Annotated in this window: 20 protein-coding genes; 13 read left to right on the forward strand and 7 right to left on the reverse strand. The window is 64.2% G+C overall.

From position 1 onward, the window contains the following. Positions 1–219: 219 nt before the first annotated feature. The gene (locus C2I35_RS05675; protein ID WP_103762072.1) at positions 220–1908 is read right to left on the reverse strand and encodes an acyl-CoA dehydrogenase family protein; all 1689 of its coding nucleotides are present in this window, start codon (positions 1906–1908) and stop codon (positions 220–222) included. Between the two features lie 198 nt (positions 1909–2106). On the opposite strand from C2I35_RS05675, the gene C2I35_RS05680 reads away from it, so the two are divergent. The 4 genes from C2I35_RS05680 to C2I35_RS05695 all read left to right on the forward strand — a co-directional run bounded on the left by C2I35_RS05680 (position 2107) and on the right by C2I35_RS05695 (position 7022). Further along, a complete protein-coding gene (locus C2I35_RS05680; protein WP_103762073.1) occupies positions 2107–2880 on the forward strand; it encodes a sulfite exporter TauE/SafE family protein in 774 nt (257 codons plus the stop codon). A 428-nt stretch (positions 2881–3308) separates the two neighbouring features. Then, positions 3309–5708, forward strand: a complete 2400-nt coding sequence (gene pheT / locus C2I35_RS05685) for a phenylalanine--tRNA ligase subunit beta (RefSeq protein ID WP_103762074.1) — start codon at positions 3309–3311, stop codon at positions 5706–5708. Continuing rightward, positions 5689–6348, forward strand: coding sequence for a hypothetical protein (locus tag C2I35_RS05690; protein ID WP_103762075.1), 660 nt, complete (start codon positions 5689–5691; stop codon positions 6346–6348). Before pheT ends, C2I35_RS05690 begins: the two co-directional genes overlap by 20 nt. 227 nt (positions 6349–6575) lie before the next feature. Continuing rightward, the gene (locus C2I35_RS05695; RefSeq protein ID WP_103762076.1) at positions 6576–7022 is read left to right on the forward strand and encodes a YtoQ family protein; all 447 of its coding nucleotides are present in this window, start codon (positions 6576–6578) and stop codon (positions 7020–7022) included. Between the two features lie 293 nt (positions 7023–7315). On the opposite strand, the gene C2I35_RS05700 is transcribed toward C2I35_RS05695, so the two are convergent. Continuing rightward, positions 7316–7510, reverse strand: coding sequence for a hypothetical protein (locus C2I35_RS05700; RefSeq protein WP_103762077.1), 195 nt, complete (start codon positions 7508–7510; stop codon positions 7316–7318). 130 nt (positions 7511–7640) lie between these two features. On the opposite strand from C2I35_RS05700, the gene C2I35_RS05705 reads away from it, so the two are divergent. Further along, positions 7641–8309, forward strand: coding sequence for a MarC family protein (locus tag C2I35_RS05705; RefSeq protein WP_103762078.1), 669 nt, complete (start codon positions 7641–7643; stop codon positions 8307–8309). A 133-nt stretch (positions 8310–8442) separates the two neighbouring features. On the opposite strand, the gene C2I35_RS05710 is transcribed toward C2I35_RS05705, so the two are convergent. Next, positions 8443–10041, reverse strand: a complete 1599-nt coding sequence (locus C2I35_RS05710; RefSeq protein ID WP_103762484.1) for a phosphoenolpyruvate carboxykinase — start codon at positions 10039–10041, stop codon at positions 8443–8445. Positions 10042–10418: 377 nt separating this feature from the next. Between C2I35_RS05710 and C2I35_RS05715 the strand changes: the two genes are divergently transcribed. The 7 genes from C2I35_RS05715 to C2I35_RS05745 are packed head-to-tail and all read left to right on the forward strand — an operon-like array spanning position 10419 to position 15885. Beyond that, positions 10419–11120 carry a response regulator transcription factor gene (locus C2I35_RS05715; RefSeq protein WP_103762079.1) on the forward strand — a complete coding sequence of 234 codons (702 nt, stop codon included), beginning with the start codon at positions 10419–10421 and terminating at the stop codon, positions 11118–11120. An 11-nt stretch (positions 11121–11131) separates the two neighbouring features. Continuing rightward, positions 11132–12850, forward strand: a complete 1719-nt coding sequence (locus tag C2I35_RS05720) for a sensor histidine kinase (RefSeq protein ID WP_103762080.1) — start codon at positions 11132–11134, stop codon at positions 12848–12850. A 45-nt stretch (positions 12851–12895) separates the two neighbouring features. Then, positions 12896–13318: an HPr kinase/phosphorylase gene (locus tag C2I35_RS05725; RefSeq protein WP_103762081.1), complete on the forward strand. Its 423-nt coding sequence runs from the start codon at positions 12896–12898 to the stop codon at positions 13316–13318. Positions 13319–13342: 24 nt separating this feature from the next. After that, a complete protein-coding gene (gene rapZ, locus C2I35_RS05730) occupies positions 13343–14278 on the forward strand; it encodes an RNase adapter RapZ (RefSeq protein ID WP_103762082.1) in 936 nt (311 codons plus the stop codon). Beyond that, positions 14275–14658 carry a PTS sugar transporter subunit IIA gene (locus C2I35_RS05735; protein ID WP_103762083.1) on the forward strand — a complete coding sequence of 128 codons (384 nt, stop codon included), beginning with the start codon at positions 14275–14277 and terminating at the stop codon, positions 14656–14658. The genes rapZ and C2I35_RS05735 overlap by 4 nt, the downstream gene beginning before the upstream one ends. Positions 14659–14690: 32 nt before the next feature. Continuing rightward, positions 14691–14969, forward strand: a complete 279-nt coding sequence (locus C2I35_RS05740) for an HPr family phosphocarrier protein (protein WP_103762485.1) — start codon at positions 14691–14693, stop codon at positions 14967–14969. A gap of 7 nt (positions 14970–14976) precedes the next feature. Then, the gene (locus C2I35_RS05745; RefSeq protein WP_103762084.1) at positions 14977–15885 is read left to right on the forward strand and encodes a lysophospholipid acyltransferase family protein; all 909 of its coding nucleotides are present in this window, start codon (positions 14977–14979) and stop codon (positions 15883–15885) included. 103 nt (positions 15886–15988) lie between these two features. On the opposite strand, the gene C2I35_RS05750 is transcribed toward C2I35_RS05745, so the two are convergent. Beyond that, positions 15989–16864, reverse strand: coding sequence for a 3-hydroxybutyryl-CoA dehydrogenase (locus tag C2I35_RS05750; RefSeq protein ID WP_103762085.1), 876 nt, complete (start codon positions 16862–16864; stop codon positions 15989–15991). 157 nt (positions 16865–17021) lie between these two features. On the opposite strand from C2I35_RS05750, the gene C2I35_RS05755 reads away from it, so the two are divergent. After that, positions 17022–17858, forward strand: coding sequence for a DUF6473 family protein (locus tag C2I35_RS05755; RefSeq protein WP_103762086.1), 837 nt, complete (start codon positions 17022–17024; stop codon positions 17856–17858). A gap of 108 nt (positions 17859–17966) precedes the next feature. On the opposite strand, the gene C2I35_RS05760 is transcribed toward C2I35_RS05755, so the two are convergent. The 3 genes from C2I35_RS05760 to C2I35_RS05770 all read right to left on the reverse strand — a co-directional run bounded on the left by C2I35_RS05760 (position 17967) and on the right by C2I35_RS05770 (position 20634). Continuing rightward, positions 17967–18896, reverse strand: a complete 930-nt coding sequence (locus tag C2I35_RS05760; protein WP_103762087.1) for an electron transfer flavoprotein subunit alpha/FixB family protein — start codon at positions 18894–18896, stop codon at positions 17967–17969. Then, positions 18896–19654, reverse strand: coding sequence for an electron transfer flavoprotein subunit beta/FixA family protein (locus C2I35_RS05765; RefSeq protein WP_103762486.1), 759 nt, complete (start codon positions 19652–19654; stop codon positions 18896–18898). Before C2I35_RS05765 ends, C2I35_RS05760 begins: the two co-directional genes overlap by 1 nt. Positions 19655–19830: 176 nt before the next feature. Beyond that, positions 19831–20634: a hypothetical protein gene (locus C2I35_RS05770; protein ID WP_103762088.1), complete on the reverse strand. Its 804-nt coding sequence runs from the start codon at positions 20632–20634 to the stop codon at positions 19831–19833. Between the last annotated feature and the right edge of the window lie 6 nt (positions 20635–20640).

Here is a 20640-nt window from a genome sequence, read left to right on the forward strand (position 1 = left end):
GTGCGTGGTGACACCGGAGGTCCCCCGGATCCGGCCCGGGGCAGGCAGGGTCAAGCCCGGGACGGGCTAGCAGCGTGATGCGTGAACGTCCCACATCTTTGACGTGTGGCGGGGTGAAATCCCGCCCTACGTCTAGCCGAGCAGTCGTCTTGCAATCACCTGCGCCTGGATCTCGCGTGCCGGCGAGGCAGACCGTCCACCGGACGGTCCGCGAAAACATCAGCCGAGCAATCTTCTTGCAATCACCTGTGCCTGGATCTCGCCGGCACCCTCGAAGATGTTAAGGATGCGGGCGTCGCACAGCACGCGGCTGACCGGGTATTCCAGCGCGAAGCCGTTGCCGCCGTGAATTTGCAGCGCGTTGTCGGCGGCGGCCCAGGCCACGCGCGCGCCCAGAAGCTTGGCCATGCCGGCCTCGACGTCGCAGCGGCGACCCTCGTCCTTTTCGAAAGCGGAATAGTAGGTCAGTTGGCGGGCGATCATGATTTCCACTGCCATCATCGCCAGCTTGTTGGCGACGCGGGGGAATTCGATCAGTTCCTTGCCGAACTGCTTGCGCTCCTGCGCGTACTGCATCCCGAGGTCGAGCGCGTTCTGCGCCACGCCGATGGCGCGCGCGGCGGTCTGGATGCGGGCGGATTCGAAGGTTTCCATGAGCTGCTTGAAGCCCTTGCCCTCTTCGCCGCCCAGAAGGTTCTCGCCCTTCACTTTGAAGTCGTCGAAATTGAGCGTGTATTCCTTCATGCCGCGATAGCCCAGTACCTCGATCTCGCCGCCCGAGATGCCGGGGTCCTGCCACGGCTCCGCGTCGGTGCCGGGAGTCTTTTCGGCGAGGAACATGCTGAGGCCCTTGTAATCGTCGCTGCCCTGCACGCTGCGGGCCAGCACGGTCATCACGTGGGTACGCGCGGCGTGGGTGATCCAGGTCTTGTTGCCGTTGAGGATCCAGTCGCCGTTGTCATCCTGTTTCGCGCGGGTCTTGAGCGCGCCGAGGTCGGAGCCGGTGTTGGGCTCGGTGAAGACCGCCGTGGGCAGAATCTCGCCCGAGGCGAGGCCCGGCAGCCATTTTTCCTTCTGCGCGTCGGTGCCGCCGGCGATGATCAGCTCGGCGGCGATTTCCGAGCGGGTGCCCAATGAGCCGACGCCGATATAGCCGCGGCTGAGTTCCTCGGACACGACGCACATGGACGCCTTGCTGAGGCCGAGGCCGCCGAATTCCTCGGGGATGGTGAGGCCGAAAACGCCCATTTCCGCGAGTTCCTCGATGATCTCCATCGGGATCAACTCGTCCTTGAGGTGCCATTCATGCGCCTCGGGCAGGATCTTGTCGACGGCGTAGCGGCGGAACTGCTCGCGGATCATCTCAAGCTCTTCGTCGAGGCCGGTGGTGCCGACGGTGATTTCGGCGGCGCGTTCCTGCATCAGCGCCACAAGGCGGATGCGGGCGGCCTGGGTGTTGCCGGATTGGGTGAGCGTTTGGACCTCGGGGGTCATCAGGACGCGCATGTCGTCCTGGGACAGACCGATGTCTTGCAGGCGCAGGATCTCGCCCTGGTTCATCGGGATGCCGCCGTAGATCTGCCAGAGATATTCGCCGAACGCGATCTGATGGATGAGTTGCTCGACCTCGCCGAATTTGCCCTCGTCTTTCAGGCGCGTGGCCCAGTCCTGCATCTGGCGCAGGGATTCGACGTAGGTGGCGAGCCAGGCAAGACCGTGGCTGGCTGTCTGGTGCTGTTCCACGGCGCGGGACGACACGCGGCCCTCTACGGTGACGAGGTCGCGCAGGGCGTCCCTGGCCTTGTCGAGGATCTGTTCGGCCGGAGGCACGGCCTTGCCGGTCAGGTCCAGCAGGTCCTCCAGGAGGATCTCGGTCGAAAGGTCAACGTCCTGTCCGTCATGCGCCATGAGGTAGCTCCTTCGGTTTTCGCCGCACCGGCATAGCCATTTCGCAAGTGCAGCGCAACTATTTTGCTTGTGCGGCGTGAGAATTGGTCGAATATTGCGCTGTCGTGTCGCGGGTGCCGGATGGCCCGCGTGGATTTCAGCCTTTCGTGACGGTAATTTAGGCCGTGCGCACCCCGAGAAAAGTGGTACGAGAGGCGCATGGACGCGTTACTAGGCCCGGACTGGTTGATGGTGATGGTCTTCGCCTGGGGCGTGGCCGTGCTGGGCGGGATCGTCAAGGGCGTGGTGGGATTCGCCATGCCGATGGTGGTGATCTCGGGGCTCAGTTCGATGATGCCGCCGGAAGTGGCGCTGGCGGGGCTGATCCTGCCGACATTGGCCTCCAATGTCTGGCAGGCGTTGCGCCAAGGCGTCCGGGCGGCCTGGGGATCTTTGGCGCGGTTCCGCGTGTTCCTGCTGGCGGGAATGGTCGTGATGCTTGTCTCGGCGCAGTTCGTGCGGGTGATCCCGGAGGCGGTGATGCTGCTGCTGATCGGGGTGCCGATCATCATCTACGCGGGCTTTGCGTTGGCGGGGCGCCCGTTGCGCCTGCCGCCCAACCTGGGGCGGCGCTTGGAAGCGGGGATCGGGGCCGTGGCGGGGTTCTTCGGTGGCATCTCGGGCGTCTGGGGGCCGCCGACGGTGGCGATGCTGACGGCGCTGGACACCGAGAAGACCGAGCAGATGCGGGTGCAGGGCGTGATCTACGGCATGGGGGCGGTGCTGCTGACCGGGGCGCACACGGCCTCTGGCGTACTCAACCGCGGCACGCTGCCGTTGTCGCTGTCGTTGATCATGCCGGCGCTGATTGGCCTCTGGATCGGGTTCAGGTTGCAGGACCGGATCGACCAGAGATTGTTCCGGCGGCTGACGATGGCGGTGCTGGTCATCGCGGGGCTGAACCTGGTGCGGCGCGGCCTACTGAGTTTCTAGAGCGTTTCGCCTTTAACCTGAGGCAGCAGCGAGAGGCGAAAGGCGTGCGACAATTGAGTGTTTTGCGGCGTTTCACGGGTAAGCTGTAGTTCAGGATAATCGCGAAACGCTCTAGGAAAATCGTGCGGCTGCGCCGCGCAGGATATCTCGTCGTTGCCCTTTGGGCATCGCCTCGGTGAGGGAGGGGAACGTGACGCGTCATTCCCGCGATGTGCATTTGGCCGGCAGGCGCTTCCGGCGGGATATTTGGAGCCAGAAGAAGAGGCGACGCGTTTGGCTCTTCTTCTGGCCAGAAATATCCCAGGGGGCGTCGAAACCGAGGTTTCGACGTGGGGGACTGGTCCCCCGCTGCGGTGCCCTCTTTCAAGCGCGGGACATATCCGGTAAAGCGCCCGGGACGAGTTTGACCCCCTGATGGATGAGAGACGATGAAATTCACCCTGTCCTGGCTGAAAGACCATCTTGAAACCACCGCCAGCGTGGCGGAGATCGCCGAGGCGCTGACCGATCTTGGCCTCGAGGTGGAGGAGATTTCCAACCCGGGAGAGCGGCTGGCGGATTTTACCATCGGCAAGGTGGTGAGCGCCGAGAAGCATCCCGATGCCGACCGGCTGCGGGTGTGCCAGGTGGAGACCGACGAGGGGGTGAAACAGATCATCTGTGGCGCGCCCAATGCCCGCGAAGGCATCACCGTGGTTGTGGCGAAGCCCGGCGTCTACGTGCCGGGGATCGACACGACGATCGGGGTGGGCAAGATCCGGGGAATCGAGAGTTTCGGCATGATGGCGTCAGAGCGCGAGATGGAGCTTTCGGACGAGCACGACGGGATCATCGAGTTGCCCTCGGGCGAGGTCGGTGCGCGCTTCGTGGACTGGCTGGCCGAAAACGATCCGGCCAAGGTCGATCCGGTGATCGAGATCGCGATCACGCCGAACCGGCCCGATGCGCTGGGGGTGCGGGGGATCGCGCTGGACCTTGCGGCGCGGGGGCTTGGCACGATGAAGGATGCGCCCAAGGCACATGTTGAGGGGCAGTTTCCGTGCCCGATCACCGTCAGCATCGACGAGGATACCAAAACGGACGGGTGTTTCGTCTTTGCCGGACGGCTGATCCGGGGTGTGACCAACGGTCCGAGCCCGGAGTGGCTGCAGGACAGGCTGCGTGCCATTGGCTTGCGACCGATTTCGGCGCTGGTGGATATCACCAACTTCTTCACCTATGACCGGAACCGGCCGCTTCACGTCTTCGATGCCGACAAGGTTGCGGGGAACCTGCGGGTGCATCGCGCCAGCGGGGGCGAGACGTTCACCGGGCTGGACGAGAAGGAATACACCTTCTCGAAAGGGCAGGTGGTGATCTCGGACGACAACGGCATCGAAAGCGTCGGCGGCATCATGGGCGGGCTGGCGACGGGCTGTACCGCCGAGACCACGAACGTGTTCCTGGAAGCGGCGGTGTGGGACCATATCCAGATCGCGCACACGGGCCGGGCGCTGAAGATCAACTCCGACGCGCGGTATCGCAACGAGCGGGGGATCGACCCGGCGTTCAACATGGAGGCGCATGACCTGGCCACGCAGATGATCCTGGATCTGTGCGGCGGCGAGGCCTCCAACATCGTGGTGGCGGGCGAGGCGCCGGATGTGGCGCGCGCCTATCGTCTCGATGCCGCGAAGGTTCAGTCGCTGGTGGGCATGGAGATCCCCGAAGCCGAGCAGCGGCAGACTCTGACACGATTGGGGTTCCGGCTGGAGGGCAACACGGCGCATGTGCCGAGCTGGCGGCCCGATATCCTGGGCGAGGCCGACCTGGTGGAGGAAGTGGCGCGGGTGGCGTCGCTGACCAAGCTGGTGGGCCGCCCGATGCCGCGGATGCAGGCCGGCGTGCCGCAGCCGATCCTGAGTGCCGCGCAAAAGCGCGAGCGGGCGGCGCGGCGGACGGCGGCGGCGCTGGGGTACAACGAATGCGTGACCTACAGTTTCATCGACAAGGCGAGCGCCACGTTGTTCGGTGGCGGTGATGATGCCACGATGCTGGCCAACCCGATCAGCAGCGAGATGAGCCATATGCGGCCCGACCTGCTGCCGGGATTGTTGCAGGCCGCGGCGAAGAACCAGGCGCGGGGAGCGATGGATCTCGCCCTTTTCGAGCTGGGCCATGCGTTTCACGGCGGCGAGCCGGAGGAGCAGCATGTGCAGGTGAGCGGCATTCTGGTGGGCCGGACCGGGCCCAAGGATGTGCACAAGGCGAGCCGTCCGGTGGACCTGTACGATGCCAAGGCGGATGCCGAGGCGATCCTGGGCGCGCTGGGCGCACCGGCGAAAGTGCAGATCCTGCGTGGGGCGTCCGAATGGTGGCACCCGGGGCGGCACGGGATGATCTGCCTGGGGCCCAAGAAGGTGCTGGGCGTGTTTGGCGAGCTGCATCCCAAGATCCTGCGCGAGATGGATGTGAAGGGGCCGGTCGTGGGCTTTACGCTTTACCCCGCCGACATTCCGCAACCGCGGAACGCCGGGGCCAATCGGGGCGCGATGAAAATCAGCGACCTGCAGGCGGTGGAACGCGATTTCGCCTTCGTGGTGGATGCCGACGTGGAAGCGCTGACGCTGGTCAATGCGGCCGCCGGGGCGGACAAGGTGCTGATCGATGATGTGCGGGTCTTCGACGAGTTCATCGGCGGCAGCCTGGGCGAGGGCAAGAAGAGCCTTGCGCTGACGGTGCGGCTGCAACCCACCGACAAGACGCTGAAGGACGCGGATATCGAGGCCGTCTCGGCCAAGATCGTCGAGAAGGTCACGAAGGCGACGAGTGGCACGCTGCGCGGCTGAGGCGGTGCGGCGGCTGCTTGGCTGCCTGTTGATCTGGCTGGGCGGGGCTGCGTTCGCGGACACCGGGTGTTTGCGGGCTATTGAGGGTAGTCCGACAGATCGCGCGGCCGCTGCCCGTCTGGTATTCAATTTTCACGAGATTCCCGGCTATCCATACGCCGTCTTCGCCGGGTTTCCATTGCGCAGCATTCGGGACGGGCCGAGGCTGGTGCAGCCAGACGATGCGGTCGTGAGCGAGCAGGTCGAGAGACTGGACGTCCCGTGGAATGGCGTTTCGGCTACTGGATATGTTCTACGGCCGCTTTTTCGTATCGGGGATACGTGGATGTTATTTGACGGCACGCGGTTCGTTGCGGCGCCCGCTCTGGGGCGCGACGAAACGGGACCGTATCCGCGTTGGACGCAGTGGGGAGAGCGGCTGTTCCTGCTGGACCGGCGCGGCTGGTGGGAGGTGCGGCGTGACCTGACGCTGACACCGGGCGATTTGCCGGTGACGTACCGATCGCCGCTGGATGTGGAGTTGGAAGTGAGCGCGATATTCGGCGCCGTCTTTGCAGGGCGGCGGGGACAGGGGCTTTGGGTCAGCCGGGATGGACTGACCTTCGCGCAGGTTGACACCGGCAACGTGCCGGTAAGGTAGTACGCGACAGATCTGCCGGCCAGGGACGAGGGCGTCGTGCTGGCGGAAGACGGGCTGTACCTGATCGACGGGGCGTGTGTGGAGGGCGCGGTGCGTTAAAGGCACAGGCGCGTGGGTTTTCACCCACCCTACGGTTGGGACCTAGTCGCGTTATGCGGTGCGTTCCGCTTGTAATCCGGGCCGTGGGATGCAGATTGTGCGGCGATACTGAACAAGGAGAATATCAGATGCTGAGCGTATACCTTTCCGGCGAGATCCATACCGACTGGCGCGAGCAGATCATCGAGGGGGCCAAGGGCCTGGACGTGGAGTTTTCCGCGCCGGTGACGGATCACGGGGCCAGCGACGATTGCGGCGTGGAAATACTGGGCGCGGAAGAGAACAAGTACTGGCACGACCACAAGGGCGCCATGGTGAACGCGATCCGCACCCGCAAAGGGATCGAGGAGGCCGACGTGGTCGTTGTGCGGTTCGGCGACAAGTACAAGCAATGGAACGCGGCCTTTGACGCGGGCTATGCCAGCGCGATGGGCAAGTCGCTGATCATCCTGCAACCGCCGGAGCATGACCACGCGCTGAAAGAGGTGGATGCCGCGGCGCTCGCCGTCACGCGGGAGCCGGGGCAAGTGGTGGAGATCCTGCGGTATGTTCTGGAAGGGACGTTGCCGAAGTAAACGCGGCGTGGGGTGGCGTGGGTTTCCACCCACCCCACGGTGCCTGCCGGGATGCGCGACCGGCAGGGGCGTTGCCGACGTGGTTTCGACTCTCGAAGAGAGGTCCCCCCGGGTCAAGCCCGGGACGGGCCTTCGGTGGGACCAGCGTGGTGACCTGAGTGTCGTGGTGCGGTGACATGGCCTGGGTCGGACCACTTGGTCTCCGGTATGGGAAACATGGTGCGGGCTGCGACGATGCCGCCTTAGTTGCGCATGATCGATCGGGCATTATCGGTCAGGTTCTCGGCCACCACCTAGGCTTCGTCCTCGCCATTGGTGATGTCCATGTAATTGACGAGTGCGGCTTTCAGCGAGAACTCCGGCACAGTGACGATCGGAGAGATGACGAAGACGTCCCGGATAATGTGGATCAGGAACGGCCTGTCGAAACATCCGATGGAGGGGGTGTCGTCTTTCGACCTCCCCGTGTCCGCGAAAGCGTAGGTCAACAATGTGTCAGCCGGGCTGTCGATCGGCGCTTTGCGTGGTCTTCGAGGTTCAAACCCGGCGCGGCATAAGATAAACGGAACCGGTGGGTCCGACTGTTCGCGGATCGGCTTCAATCGGAAAGTTACCCCAATGGACTGGGCTGCCCTGGCAAGAGAACTGGTGACGCTGATCGTGGTGATCGACCCGGTCGGGTCCATCCCGGTGTTCCTGTTCGCGGTGCAGGGCGTGCCACGGGCACTGCACAGACGGTTCGCGCTGCGGGCGGTGGCGATTGCGGCGCTGGTGCTGCTGGCGTTCCTGGTGGGCGGGCAGTTCTTGCTGGAATCGCTGGGTCTGCGACTGGGGTCGTTCCAAGTCGCGGGCGGGATCATCCTGTTCTTGTTCGCGATGACAATGATCTTCGGCGAGTCGAAGCCCGCGCGCGAGATCGAGGAGGCCGAGCGCGACCACCTGGCGGGCGCGGTCTTCCCGTTGGCGATGCCGTCGATCGCGTCGCCCGGGGCGATGTTGGCCATCGTGATCCTGACCGACAACCACACCGAGTCGCTGGCCGATCAGGCGATCACGGCGGGGCTGTTGATGCTGGTGTTGCTGTTGACGCTCGGGCTTTTGCTGGCGGCGACCCATGTGCACCGGATGATCGGCAGCACAGGGGCCAGCGTGATCAGCCGGGTGATGGGGATCGTTCTGGCGACTATCGCGGTGGACGCGGTGCTGGGGGGGTTCAATGCGCTGGGTGTGATGGACGTCGCGCCGCCGCCGGTGGAGAGCCCGTTGAACAAGGCGACGCCGCGGTAGCAGGGGAGCTGCGTGGGTTGTCACCCACCCTACGGTGTCTCGGGCGCGCACGCCCGGGACGAAGGGCGGGCATGAAAAAGCCCCCGCGCCTGAAGCACGGGGGCGGTGTCAGCCCGGTCGGGGCGTTTAAGCCTTAGCCTATGGCGGCTGCTTTCACGTCCTCGTCGATATAGGGCACGTACTGCTCGAAATTGTCGGCGAACATCTTGACCAGCTTCTCGGCCTGCGCGTCGTAGGCCGCGCCGTCGTCCCAGGTGCGGCGCGGGTCCAGCAGGACCTCGGGCACGCCAGGGGCGCTGACCGGAACCTCGAAGCCGAAATTGGCGTCCTTGCGGAACTCGACCTCGTTCAGCGAGCCGTCGAGTGCGGCGGTCAGCAGGGCACGGGTGGCCTTGATCGGCATCCGCTCGCCGGTGCCGTAGGCGCCGCCGGTCCAGCCGGTGTTGACCAGCCAGCAGGTCGCGCCGTGCTTGGCGATCTTTTCGCGCAGCAGGTTGCCGTAGACCTCGGGGCGGCGCGGCATGAAGGGCGCGCCGAAGCAGGTCGAGAAGGTCGGCTCGGCCTCGGTCAGGCCGCGCTCGGTTCCGGCGACCTTGGCGGTGAAGCCGCTGAGGAAGTGGTACATCGCCTGTGCCGGCGACAGCCGCGCGATGGGAGGCAGCACGCCGAACGCGTCGCAGGTCAGCATGATGATGTTCTTGGGATGCCCGCCAAGCGCGGTTTCCGAGGCGTTGGAGATATAGCTCATCGGATAGGCGCAGCGCATGTTGGCCGTCAGTGAATCGTCGGCAAAGTCCAGTTCGAGCGTTTCCTCGTCATAGACCATGTTCTCGATCACGGTGCCGAATTTCTCGGTCGTGGCGTAGATTTCCGGCTCTGCCTCGGGGTCGAGGTTGATGGTTTTGGCATAGCAGCCGCCCTCGAAGTTGAAGGTGCCGCGATCCGACCAGCCGTGTTCGTCATCGCCGATGAGCGTGCGGTTGGGATCGGCCGAAAGGGTGGTCTTGCCGGTGCCCGAAAGGCCGAAGAAGATGGCGGTGTCGACCGGGTTGCCGTTGGCGTGGTTGGCCGAGCAGTGCATCGGCATGATGCCTTTTTCGGGCAGCAGGTAGTTCAGGACCGAGAAGACCGATTTCTTGTTCTCGCCCGCGTATTCGGAATTGCCGATGAGGATCAGTTTGCGGTCGAAGTTGATGGCAATCACGGTTTCCGAGACACAGCCGTGCTTGGCGGGGTCGGCCTTGAAGCTGGGGCAGTTGATGACGGTGAAATCGGCAGTGAAGCTGTCGAGCGTCTCGCGCTCGGGACGGCGCAGCATGTGGCGGATGAAGAGGCCGTGCCATGCCAGTTCGGTAACCATGCGCATGTTGATCGAATGCGCGGGGTCGGCGCCGCCGACGAGATCCTGCACGAAGTAGTCGCGGCCCTGCATGTGGGCGAGCATGTCGGTATAAAGCTGGTCGAATGCCTCGGGTGTCATGGGCGCATTGTTGTCCCACCAGATATGCTCGGCCACGCTGTCGGTCTTGACGACGTGCTTGTCCTTGGGCGAGCGGCCGGTGAACTGGCCGGTGGAGACGAGGAAGGTGCCGCCCTTGCCCAGGCGGCCTTCGCCCTTGCGCAGGGCCTCTTCGATGAGGGCGGGTTCGATCAGGTTGTAGTGAACTTCGCCCAGTCCGGTGATGCCTTGATCCTCGAGGGTGAAGTTGGGGTTGACCCGTCCTGCTGACATGCTTGCGCTCCTTGAGTTCTGGCCGTCCGCCCTTTTGGCGGGGCTGGCCATGCAGGTCCGCCGAAATTGGCGGTAAGAAACCGGCCCGTACCGGCTGTTTCGCGGGCCTCATAACATGACGGTTTTATGATTGAACAGGACGCAAATGCACAGTTAGCGCAACCAAATCGGACGTTAGCGCCATCATGGGCGCGCTGCCGCCATGGTTCTGCAATCGCGGACTGGAAAAGTGAGTCAATTTAGCCATTCCTAAGACATTTTCGCGTCAGATAATCCGGAAAGCCCTGCTGATTCGCAGTTTGGGATTGATTAAAAAGGCGAAAACGGCTCATAGTATCGAAAAAAAGCAGGCAACCGAGCAGTACAAGGAAATCATAATGTCAAAAATCGCCCTTGTGGACGATGACAGAAATATTCTGACATCGGTATCCATGACCCTTGAGGCGGAAGGCTTCGAGGTCGAAACTTATAACGATGGTCAACAGGCTTACGAGGCCTTCACCAAGAAGCTGCCGGACATGGCGGTGCTGGACATCAAGATGCCCCGGATGGACGGGATGGACCTGTTGCAGCGGCTACGCCAGAAATCGGCGATGCCGGTCATTTTCCTGACCTCCAAGGACGACGAGATCGACGAGGTGCTGGGCTTGCGCATGGGCGCGGACGACTACGTGAAGAAACCGTTCAGCCAGCGTTTGCTGGTCGAGCGTATCCGCGCGCTGCTGCGCCGGCAGGATGCGGTTGACGGCAACGTGGTGGCCGAGACCGAGGACACCAAGGTGATCGAGCGCGGCGAGCTGCGCATGGACCCGCTGCGCCACGCGGTGGCGTGGAAGGGTCAGGACGTATCGTTGACCGTGACCGAATTCCTGCTGCTTCAGGCGCTGGCGCAACGGCCCGGTTTCGTGAAAAGCCGCGATCAGCTGATGGACGTGGCCTATGACGACCAGGTCTATGTTGACGATCGGACCATCGACAGCCACATCAAGCGCCTGCGCAAGAAACTGCGGATGGTGGACCCGGAGTTTTCGGCCATCGAAACGCTGTACGGGATCGGGTATCGGTACAACGAGGAATGATGGCCTGAAACATGGCATTGGCGGAGGGCTTCCAGGTGCGCGATCACTCGCTGAACGACGACGACGGCGTTGTCCTTGGCGATGATTTCGTGGCGCCTGAAAATGTCGTCGAGGAGGAGGTCCGCAGGCGCCGCGCGCGGCGCGGCTACTTCTCGGGCGGCGGCGGATCCCTGACGCGCAAGATCATTACCTTCAACCTGATCGCGCTGAACGTGCTGGTCGCGGGAATCCTCTACCTCAATTCTTCGCGTGACGGGTTGGCGCAACAGCACGCCGACGGGTTGCAAAGCGACGTGGAACTGATTGCCGACGTGTTCGAGGCGCAACTGCCCGAAGGCGCGCCCGTCAGCCTCGTGGCGATGGACGGGCTGGACGTTGCGGGCACACTGGACGGGCTGGACGTGCAGCAGGGGGTCGAGGTGCTGGTCTATGACCGCGCGGCCCAGCTGGTGGGGCGGACCGAGGGCCACCTGCCGCGCCCGGGCGCGGATGTGCCGGACAAGCCCACGGTGATCACGGATGCGCTGAACCACGTGTGGAACTGGGTGTCGGCCCCGTTCTCGGCGATCCTGGTCAACGATACGGAAATCAGCGTCGAGACACTGGCACAGGGCCTTGTCGAGGACGCGCTGGAAGAGGGCACGCAGGTCGGCCGCGGCGATAATGACGGCTCGACCATATTCGCGGTGGCGACGCCGATCCTGCAGGGCGACAGGCCCGTGGGTGTTGTGGCGTTGTCCAGTGCCTCGGGCGAGATCGACAAGCTGAGCCGGATGGAGCGCGAGCGCGTCTTGCAGATGTTCCTGGTGGCGATACTGGTGTCTGTGGGCCTTTCGCTGATCCTGGCCTCGACCATCGCCAACCCGCTGGCGGAACTGGCCGCCGCCGCCGAAGTGGGCGGTGCGCGCAACCGCCATGGCGGCAACAATGGCGGCGGGCGCATCCGCATTCCCGATTTGACTGCGCGGCCCGACGAGATCGGGCGGCTTTCGGGCGCGTTGCGGGGCATGGTGACGGCGCTTTATCACCGGATCGACGGCAACGAGCAGTTCGCTGCGGACGTGGCGCACGAGATCAAGAACCCGCTGGCGTCCTTGCGCAGCGCAGTGGGCACGATGCGCGTGGCCAAGCGCGAGGATCAGCGCGAGAAACTGCTGAACGTGATCGAGCATGACGTGCGCCGCCTTGACCGGCTGGTCAGCGATATCTCGAACGCATCGCGGCTGGACAGCGAGCTGGTGCGCGAGGAGCAGGAGAGCTTTGACCTGATCCAGATGCTGGACAACCTGGCGCATTACCTGGGCGAACAGGCGCAGCAGAAGGGGGTCGAGTTCATCACCGATTTCCCGAAAGACCCGATTGTCATCATGGGGCTGGAAGCACGGCTGGCGCAGGTTTTCGTTAACCTGATTACCAATGCCATCTCGTTCTGCGAGGAAGGCGACGCCATTCGCCTGTGGGCCCGTAAACGCGATAACCGTATCGTTGTCGTGGTCGAGGATACTGGGCCGGGCATTCCCGAACAGGCGCTGACCAAGATCTTCAATCGCTTCTATTCACAACGCGACGCCAATGATTTCGGCAACAACTCGGGCCTTGGCCTGTCGATCTCGAAACAGATCGTCGAGGCGCATGAGGGCGTGATCTGGGCCGAGAACATTCGGCCCACGGATGCCGACATTACCTCGGACCCGTTGGGCGCGCGCTTTGTCGTGGGTCTGCCGGTCTGACGCGATGGGCGCGGCGCCTTCTTTGACAGCTCCCGGACCGCCGGAATGACGGGCGCGCAGATCCTTCACGCGACCACTGTTGCCATCGACGGCCGTGCCGTGCTGATCCGCGGCGCGTCGGGGAGTGGCAAGTCGGGGCTGGCGCTGCAACTTCTTGCAATGGGTGCGGAACTGGTGTCGGACGACCGCACGGTGGTGTGGGCCGACGACGAAACGCTCTGGGCCGATGCGCCGGACACGATCCGCGGCAAGATCGAAGCGCGCGGCGTGGGCATCCTGCGCAGTGCTGCGGCGGGGCGTTGCGCGGTTGCGCTCGTGGTCGACATGGACGAGGTTGAAACCGAGCGTCTTCCCGAGGCCCGAGAGACGCGGCTCATGGGCATACCCTTGCCTGTTATTAACAAATCCGAGAGCGCCCATTTTCCTGCCGCCGTGGCAGTATATCTAAGAGGCGAACGCCTGGAATGAGGCTGGAATGAGGAGTGGCCCGCGATGCCGGCAGGCCCGATAAGCAACAGACTGGTTCTGGTGACCGGCCCGTCGGGTGCCGGGCGCACCACGGCGATCCGTGCTTTGGAGGACATGGGGTTCGAGGCCATCGACAACCTGCCGCTGTCCCTCTTGCCGCGACTGATCGAGGGCAATGGGCCGGACAAGCCGCTGGTGCTGGGCGTGGACACGCGCAACCGGGATTTCTCGACCAATGCGCTGATCGAGGTGATCGACACGCTGAGCGCGGATGCGACGGTGCATTTGCAGGTGCTTTATCTCGACAGCAGCGCCGAGGTGCTGACGCGGCGATTTTCCGAGACGCGCAGGCGGCACCCGTTGGCCCCGGCGGAGACGCCGGATGCTGGGATCGCGCGGGAGTTCGACCTGCTGGGCCCGATCCGGGCGCGGGCGGATATCCTGATCGACACGTCGGAATTGTCGCCGCACGATTTACGCGCGGAATTGTCGCGCTGGTTCGCGCCGGGCGATGGCGGGCAGATGTCGGTCTCGGTTCAGTCGTTTTCCTACAAGCGCGGGCTGCCGCGTGGCCTGGACATGGTGCTGGATTGCCGGTTCCTGCGAAACCCCTATTGGGAGGCCAGCCTGCGCGGATTGACCGGGCAGGACGCGCTGGTGCGGGCCTATGTGGGCGATGACCCGATGTTCGAAGGCTTCGCCGCGCGGGTCGGTGACCTGGTGCGGCAGTTGCTGCCGGCCTACAAGGCAGAGGGCAAGGCCTATCTGGCGATCGGCTTTGGCTGTACCGGCGGGCAGCACCGCAGCGTCACGATGGCAGAAACCTTGTCCGAGTCCCTTGCAGAGGCAGGCTGGCAGGTGTCTATAAGGCATCGCGAACTGGAACGGCGCGGCTTGCTTGCGCCGTCTGGCCCCGGCGAAAAGACCGAGGCGAAGCAGAAAGGAGACATCGGGGCGTGATCGGGATCGTGATCGTGGCGCATGGCGGGCTGGCCCAGGGCTATCTGAAGGCGATAGAGCATGTCGTCGGTGGGCAGTCGGGTATTCAGGCCATCCCGATCGAGGGTGATTTCGACCGGTCCGAAAAGCAGGATGAGATCTGCCGCGCCGCCGACGAGGTGGATACCGGCGACGGCGTTCTGATCGTGGTGGACATCTTCGGCGCGTCGCCGGCGAACCTGTCGCTCAAGGCGTGCCAGCCCGAGAACCGCCGCATCCTGTACGGGGCGAACCTGCCGATGCTGCTGAAGCTGGCCAAGAGCCGCGATCTGTCGGTGCCCGAGGCCGCCCGCGCCGCCCTGGATGCAGGGCGCAAGTATATCGACAGTCACTCCCCGTAATGTGGGCCGGACAAAGAAAGACCAAGACCGAAATGACAGACACCGTCACGCGCGAGATCGAGATCGTCAACGAGAAGGGCCTGCACGCGCGTGCGGCGGCCAAGCTGGTGGAGGTGGTCGAGGGATTCGACGCGCAGGCCGAGGTCAGCCATGATGGCCAGACCACGGGCGCGGACAGCATCATGGGTCTTTTGATGTTGGCAGCGTCGCGTGGAACGACTATTGACGTGCGAGCCTGGGGGCCCGACGCCGAGGCGCTGGCGGATGCCGTGAGCGCGTTGGTGGCCGACCGGTTCGGCGAGGACATGTAGGCGCGCTATGCGCGGCGGGACGGGAACAGACCACGTGGCGGAAAAGGCGCAGGATCAAAGCGGCGACGGATCGCCCGGGTCGGTCAATTTCACGAAATATGACCGGCGCAGCCTGACCTATGCCAACTCTTTTGACAGTCCCGGCACGGCCTTCACCATACGGGCGGTCGAATGGTTCACCGGCAAGCTGACGATCATCAAGATGATCCGGGAGTTCGAGAAAAAGGGCGCCCCCACGGGACAGCCCTTCTGGCGCGCGGCGCTCGATACGATGGGCATCCCGCTGCTGACCCCGCAGGAGCAGATCGACAATATCCCCGAGACCGGCCCGGTGGTGATCGTTGCGAACCACCCGCACGGGCTGGTGGACGGAATGATCCTGGCCGACCTGATCGGGCGGCGGCGCACCGATTACAAGATCCTGACACGGGCGCTGTTGACCGGGATCGACGAGGTGGCGGCGTCCTACATGATCTCGGTGCCATTCCCGCACGAGCCGGACGCGCAGCGCAAGTCGGTGGAGATGCGGGCCAAGGCGATGGCGCATCTGAAGGAGGGCGGCGCGATCAGCGTGTTCCCGTCGGGTGTGGTGGCGTCGTCCGACAGCCTGTTCGGGCCCGTGAGGGAGCGTGAATGGAACGTCTTCACCGCGCAGATGATCCGACGGTCGGGCGCGACGGTTGTGCCGATCTATTTCCCGGGCGCCAATTCGCGCGCCTACCAGATGGCCAATTGCATTTCGCCGACCCTGCGCCAGAGTCTTTTGCTGCACGAGGTGGTGCGGGGCTGCAATCACCCGCAAAAGCCCGTGGTGGGGCCGCCGATCACGCAAGAGCAGATGGAGCTTTTGGACAAGGACCCGCGCGGGTTCATGGCGTGGTTGCGCGAGCATACCCTGAGCCTGGGCGGGGGGTGACGTTCAGGAAGGTGGGTTTCACCCACCCTACGCGACGGAGCAGCGCGTGGGTTATCACCTACCCTACGACGGCGTGCCGGAGTCGCTTGGGTCTTCAGCCTCGTCAGCGGGTCGGGACCGGTTCCTCGCCGCGATAATCGTAGAAGCCGCGGCCGGTCTTGCGGCCGAGCCAGCCGGCCTCCACATATTTCGTCAGCAGCGGGCAGGGGCGGTACTTGGTGTCCGCGAGCCCGTCATGCAGCACGTTCATGATGGCAAGGCAGGTGTCCAGCCCGATGAAATCGGCCAGTTCCAGCGGGCCCATCGGATGGTTCGTGCCGAGTTTCATCGAGGTGTCGATGGAAATGACCGAGCCGACGCCCTCGTAGAGCGTGTAGACCGCCTCGTTGATCATCGGCATGAGGATGCGGTTGACGATGAAGGCGGGGAAATCCTCGGAACTGGCGGCGGTCTTGCCGAGATTTTCGACCACGGCGAGGCAGGCGTCGTAGGTGGGTTTGTCGGTGGCGATGCCGCGGATCAATTCGACCAGTTGCATGACCGGCACCGGATTCATGAAGTGAAAGCCCATGAATTTCTCGGGGCGGTCGGTGCGGCTGGCAAGCCGTGTGATCGAGATCGACGAGGTGTTCGACGTCAGGATCGTGTCGGGGCCGAGATGCGGGACGAGATCCTCGAAGATGGCCTGTTTGACGGTCTCGCGCTCGGTGGCGGATTCGACGACGAGGTCGGTGGCGCCAAGCTCCGGCAGGTCGAGCGTGGTGGTGATGCGCGACAGCGCGGCGTCGCGGTCCTCGGCCGTCATCTTGTCGCGGCTGACCATGCGGTCCATGTTGGACTTGATCACGCCGACGCCCTTGTCCAGCGCCTCCTGATTGATGTCGTTGAGCAGGACATCATAGCCCGCGACGGCCATCACATGCGCGATTCCGTTGCCCATCTGTCCGGCGCCGACGACGCCCACCTTGCGGATGTCCATGCAGGTCCCTTTCGCTTTTGCGACACCATATGCCCCGTGCCGCGGGCGCTGCAAGGGAAAGCGGCCGTTAAAATTGTAGTCGATTTGCGCCTTTAACGGAATCGCAAGGCCTGCGGCCCAAAGCTGGCAATTGGGTGAGCTGAATGAGGTAGGCGTGATGTCCTTTCATGGCGAGGGCCGCTGGAATGCGGCGCCGGAGGCGTGCCGTTACGGGGCGTCGAAGCTGGCGTTTCGGGGGCCGAAGCGGAGCCTGAAGAGTGAGTACGTGGCGTTCATCGGCGGAACGGAGACCTATGGCAAGTTCGTCAGCCGGCCTTTCGCGCAAGCCGTCGAGGCGGCGACGGGCGTGGCATGTGTCAACCTCGGCCAGCCCAACGCTGGGATCGACGTGATGCTGGGCGACCCGGGGCTGGCACGGATCGCGTGGGGGGCGTCGGCGGTGGTGTTGCAGGTGCCGTGTGCGGCGAACCTGTCGAACCCGTTCTACAAGGTGCATTCGCGACGCAACGATCGCTTTCTGCGGGCCGAGCCGTCTTTGCAGGGCTTGTTCGCAGAGGTGGATTTCACCGAGTTCAGCTTTACGCGGCATATGCTGATGCATCTGCGGACGGTGTCGCCGGAACGGTTCGGGGTGCTGCGGCAAGGACTGGCGCAGGCCTGGGACGCGGGAATGCGGCGGCTGATCGCGGAAATCCGGACGCCGGTGGTCCTGTTGTGGTTTTCCGAGCGCGCCCCGGAGCAGGATGATGACACGGTCGAGACACGGTGCGAGCCGGTGCTGGTGGGGCGCGAGATGCTGGCGGGTTTGCAGAGCCACGTGGTGGCGGTTGTGGAGGCCGGCGACATGGCGTGGGGCGGTCAGGGCGCGGGGTGTCACCCACCCTACGCGGCGGGGCGCAAAGAGGACGTGCCTCGGACCCTGCCGGGTCAGGCGGCGCATGACGCGGTGGCGGAGGCGTTGATCCCCGTGTTGGCGGGGGTCTTGGATCCGTGAAAGTTTGAACGGGCCGGTCGCGCGAGGGTTTTCACCCACCCTACACGTGCCCAAAACGAAAAGACCCGCCACGAGGGCGGGTCAATTCGGTGTCATATGCGGTACGGTTCAGCCGAGTTTCTCGGTCAGTTCCGGCACGGCGGTGAAGAGATCGGCCACGAGGCCGTAATCGGCGACCTGAAAGATCGGCGCTTCTTCGTCCTTGTTGATGGCGACGATGACCTTGGAGTCCTTCATGCCCGCAAGGTGCTGGATCGCGCCCGAAATGCCGACGGCGATGTAGAGATCCGGCGCCACGACCTTGCCGGTCTGCCCGACCTGCCAGTCGTTGGGGGCATAGCCCGAGTCCACGGCCGCACGGGACGCGCCAACGGCGGCGCCCAGCTTGTCGGCGAGGTTCTCGATCAGGGCGAAGTTCTCTTCCGATCCGATGCCACGGCCGCCGGAGACGACGACGCCCGCCGAGGTCAGCTCGGGGCGGTCGGATTCGGCAACCTTGTCCTCGACCCATTCCGACAGGCCGGGGTTGTCGGCGGCGGAGATGGTCTCGACCGAGGCCGAGCCGCCGTCGCCGGCGGCGTCGAAGGTGGAGGTGCGGAAGGTGACGACCTTCTTGGCATCCGAGGATTTCACCGTCTGGACCGCGTTGCCGGCGTAGATCGGACGCTCGAACGTGTTGGCGTCGACCACGCCCGAGGCGTCGGAGATCACCATGACGTCCAGCAGTGCGGCCACGCGGGGCATCACGTTCTTGGCGTCGGTGGTGGCAGGCGCCACGATATGTTCGTAATCGCCCGCGAGCGACACGATCAGCGCGGCGGTGGATTCCGCCAGGCGGTGGCCCAGCGAGGCGTCCTCGGCCACGAGGACCTTGGAAACACCGTCGATCTTGGCGGCGGCGTCACCCGCGGCGGCGGCGGAGCCCCCGGCACAGAGCACGGTCACGTCGCCCAGCTTGGAGGCGGCGGTGACGGCCTTGGCGGTGGCGTCGAGCGCCAGTTCGCCGTCGTTCACTTCGGCAAGTAGAAGTACAGACATTACACGGCCCCCGCTTCTTTGAGTTTGGCGACAAGTTCATCGACCGATCCGACCATTTCGCCGGCCTTGCGGGCCTCGGGCTCTTCGGTCTTGACGATTTCGAGGCGCGGCGCGACGTCGACGCCGTAATCGGCGGCGGTTTTCTCGTCGAGCGGCTTTTTCTTGGCCTTCATGATGTTGGGCAGCGACGCATAGCGCGGCTCGTTCAGGCGCAGGTCGACGGTGACGATCGTGGGCATCTTGACCTTGATCGTCTGCAGACCGCCATCGACCTCGCGGGTGATGACGGCGTGGTCGTCCGCGACATCCAGCGACGAGGCGAAGGTGCCCTGGCTCCAGCCCAGGAGGGCAGAAAGCATCTGGCCGGTGGCATTCATGTCGTTGTCGATCGCCTGTTTGCCGGCAATCACGAGGCCGGGCTCTTCTTCCTTGACGACGGCGGCAAGGATCTTGGCGACGGCGAGCGGCTCGATGTCGGTGTGCACGTCATCGGCGGCCTCGACCAGGATGGCGCGGTCGGCGCCCATGGCCAGCGCGGTGCGCAGGGTTTCCTGCGCTTGCTTGACGCCGATGGAGACGGCGACGACCTCGTCGGCTTTGCCGGCCTCTTTCAGGCGGATGGCCTCTTCGACGGCGATCTCGTCAAAGGGGTTCATCGACATTTTGACATTGGCAAGATCGACGCCCGATCCGTCCGCCTTGACGCGGACCTTCACGTTGTAGTCGATCACGCGTTTGACAGGCACGAGCACCTTCATCGGCATGGTCTCCCTAAAAAATTGCGCAGAGCCGCTGTGATACGACCCCGCCCCTTGCTCTGGGGCGTTAGATACAGAACTGTTAGCCGGGGAAACAGGGTAAAATCGTCACGTTTCCGACTTGCGACGTCGCGTTTCCGGTGCGGTATGGGGAATCTGCGCGCAAAGCGGGGGCGTCAGGGCGTAATGCCGTGTTTCTGGGCCAGTTCGTGCAGCACCGATTCCTCGGGCGGGGTGCCGTTGAAGCGGTTCTGGAGCCGTTCGCGCACGCGGCGGCCGTAGAAATGGATGGAAACGGTGTCGTCCTTCACCTTTTTCCAGACCTTCCACGCCGCGCGGAAATAGATGCGCCGGTCTTCGAACAGCACGGGATAGAGCACGTGCGGGTCCAGCGCATGCTTGAACTCGTCGTTCTTGTGCAGGAAATGCGACAGCGCCTTGGGGCCCCACGCGCCCCACGGCATTTCGGAAACATGCATCGGGTCGCCAGCCTCGGCACGGGCGCGCATTTCTTCCTTGTGGCGCGGCATCATCCAGGGCGGAATGGCGTATTCGTCTTCGCAAAACTCGATCAGGCTTTGCAGTGAGGGGGAGGAAGCGGGCAAGGCCATCACGCCGTTGGCGACGACCTTTTCGTTCTCGCGCCCGAAGAAGAAGCCGTCCTTGGGAATGAAGGGCTTGAGGCAGTAGGCGTCGGTGTCGGACCAGATGATGCCGTCGTTCTTTGCCAAAAGGTGATAGCGGAACTTGTCGGCGTGAATGGCCGGGCTGCCGGTGCGTTCGTGTCGCACGATCGTGTCGGGGTCGGGCAGGATATCAGAGGCCGGTGCCAGTTCGACGCCTTTCGGGCAATCCTCGACGCCGTGGTAGGAGAACATCACAACCGGGTGCCCGGCATCGACAAAGGACGTAACGCAAAGCCGTTCGATGAAGCCCAGCGGCGGGCCGTCCCAGAACATGGCGATGGTGGGCAGGGACATGGACCT

Source organism: Roseovarius confluentis (assembly GCF_002917925.1).
Classification (GTDB): Bacteria; Pseudomonadota; Alphaproteobacteria; order Rhodobacterales; family Rhodobacteraceae; genus Roseovarius; species Roseovarius confluentis.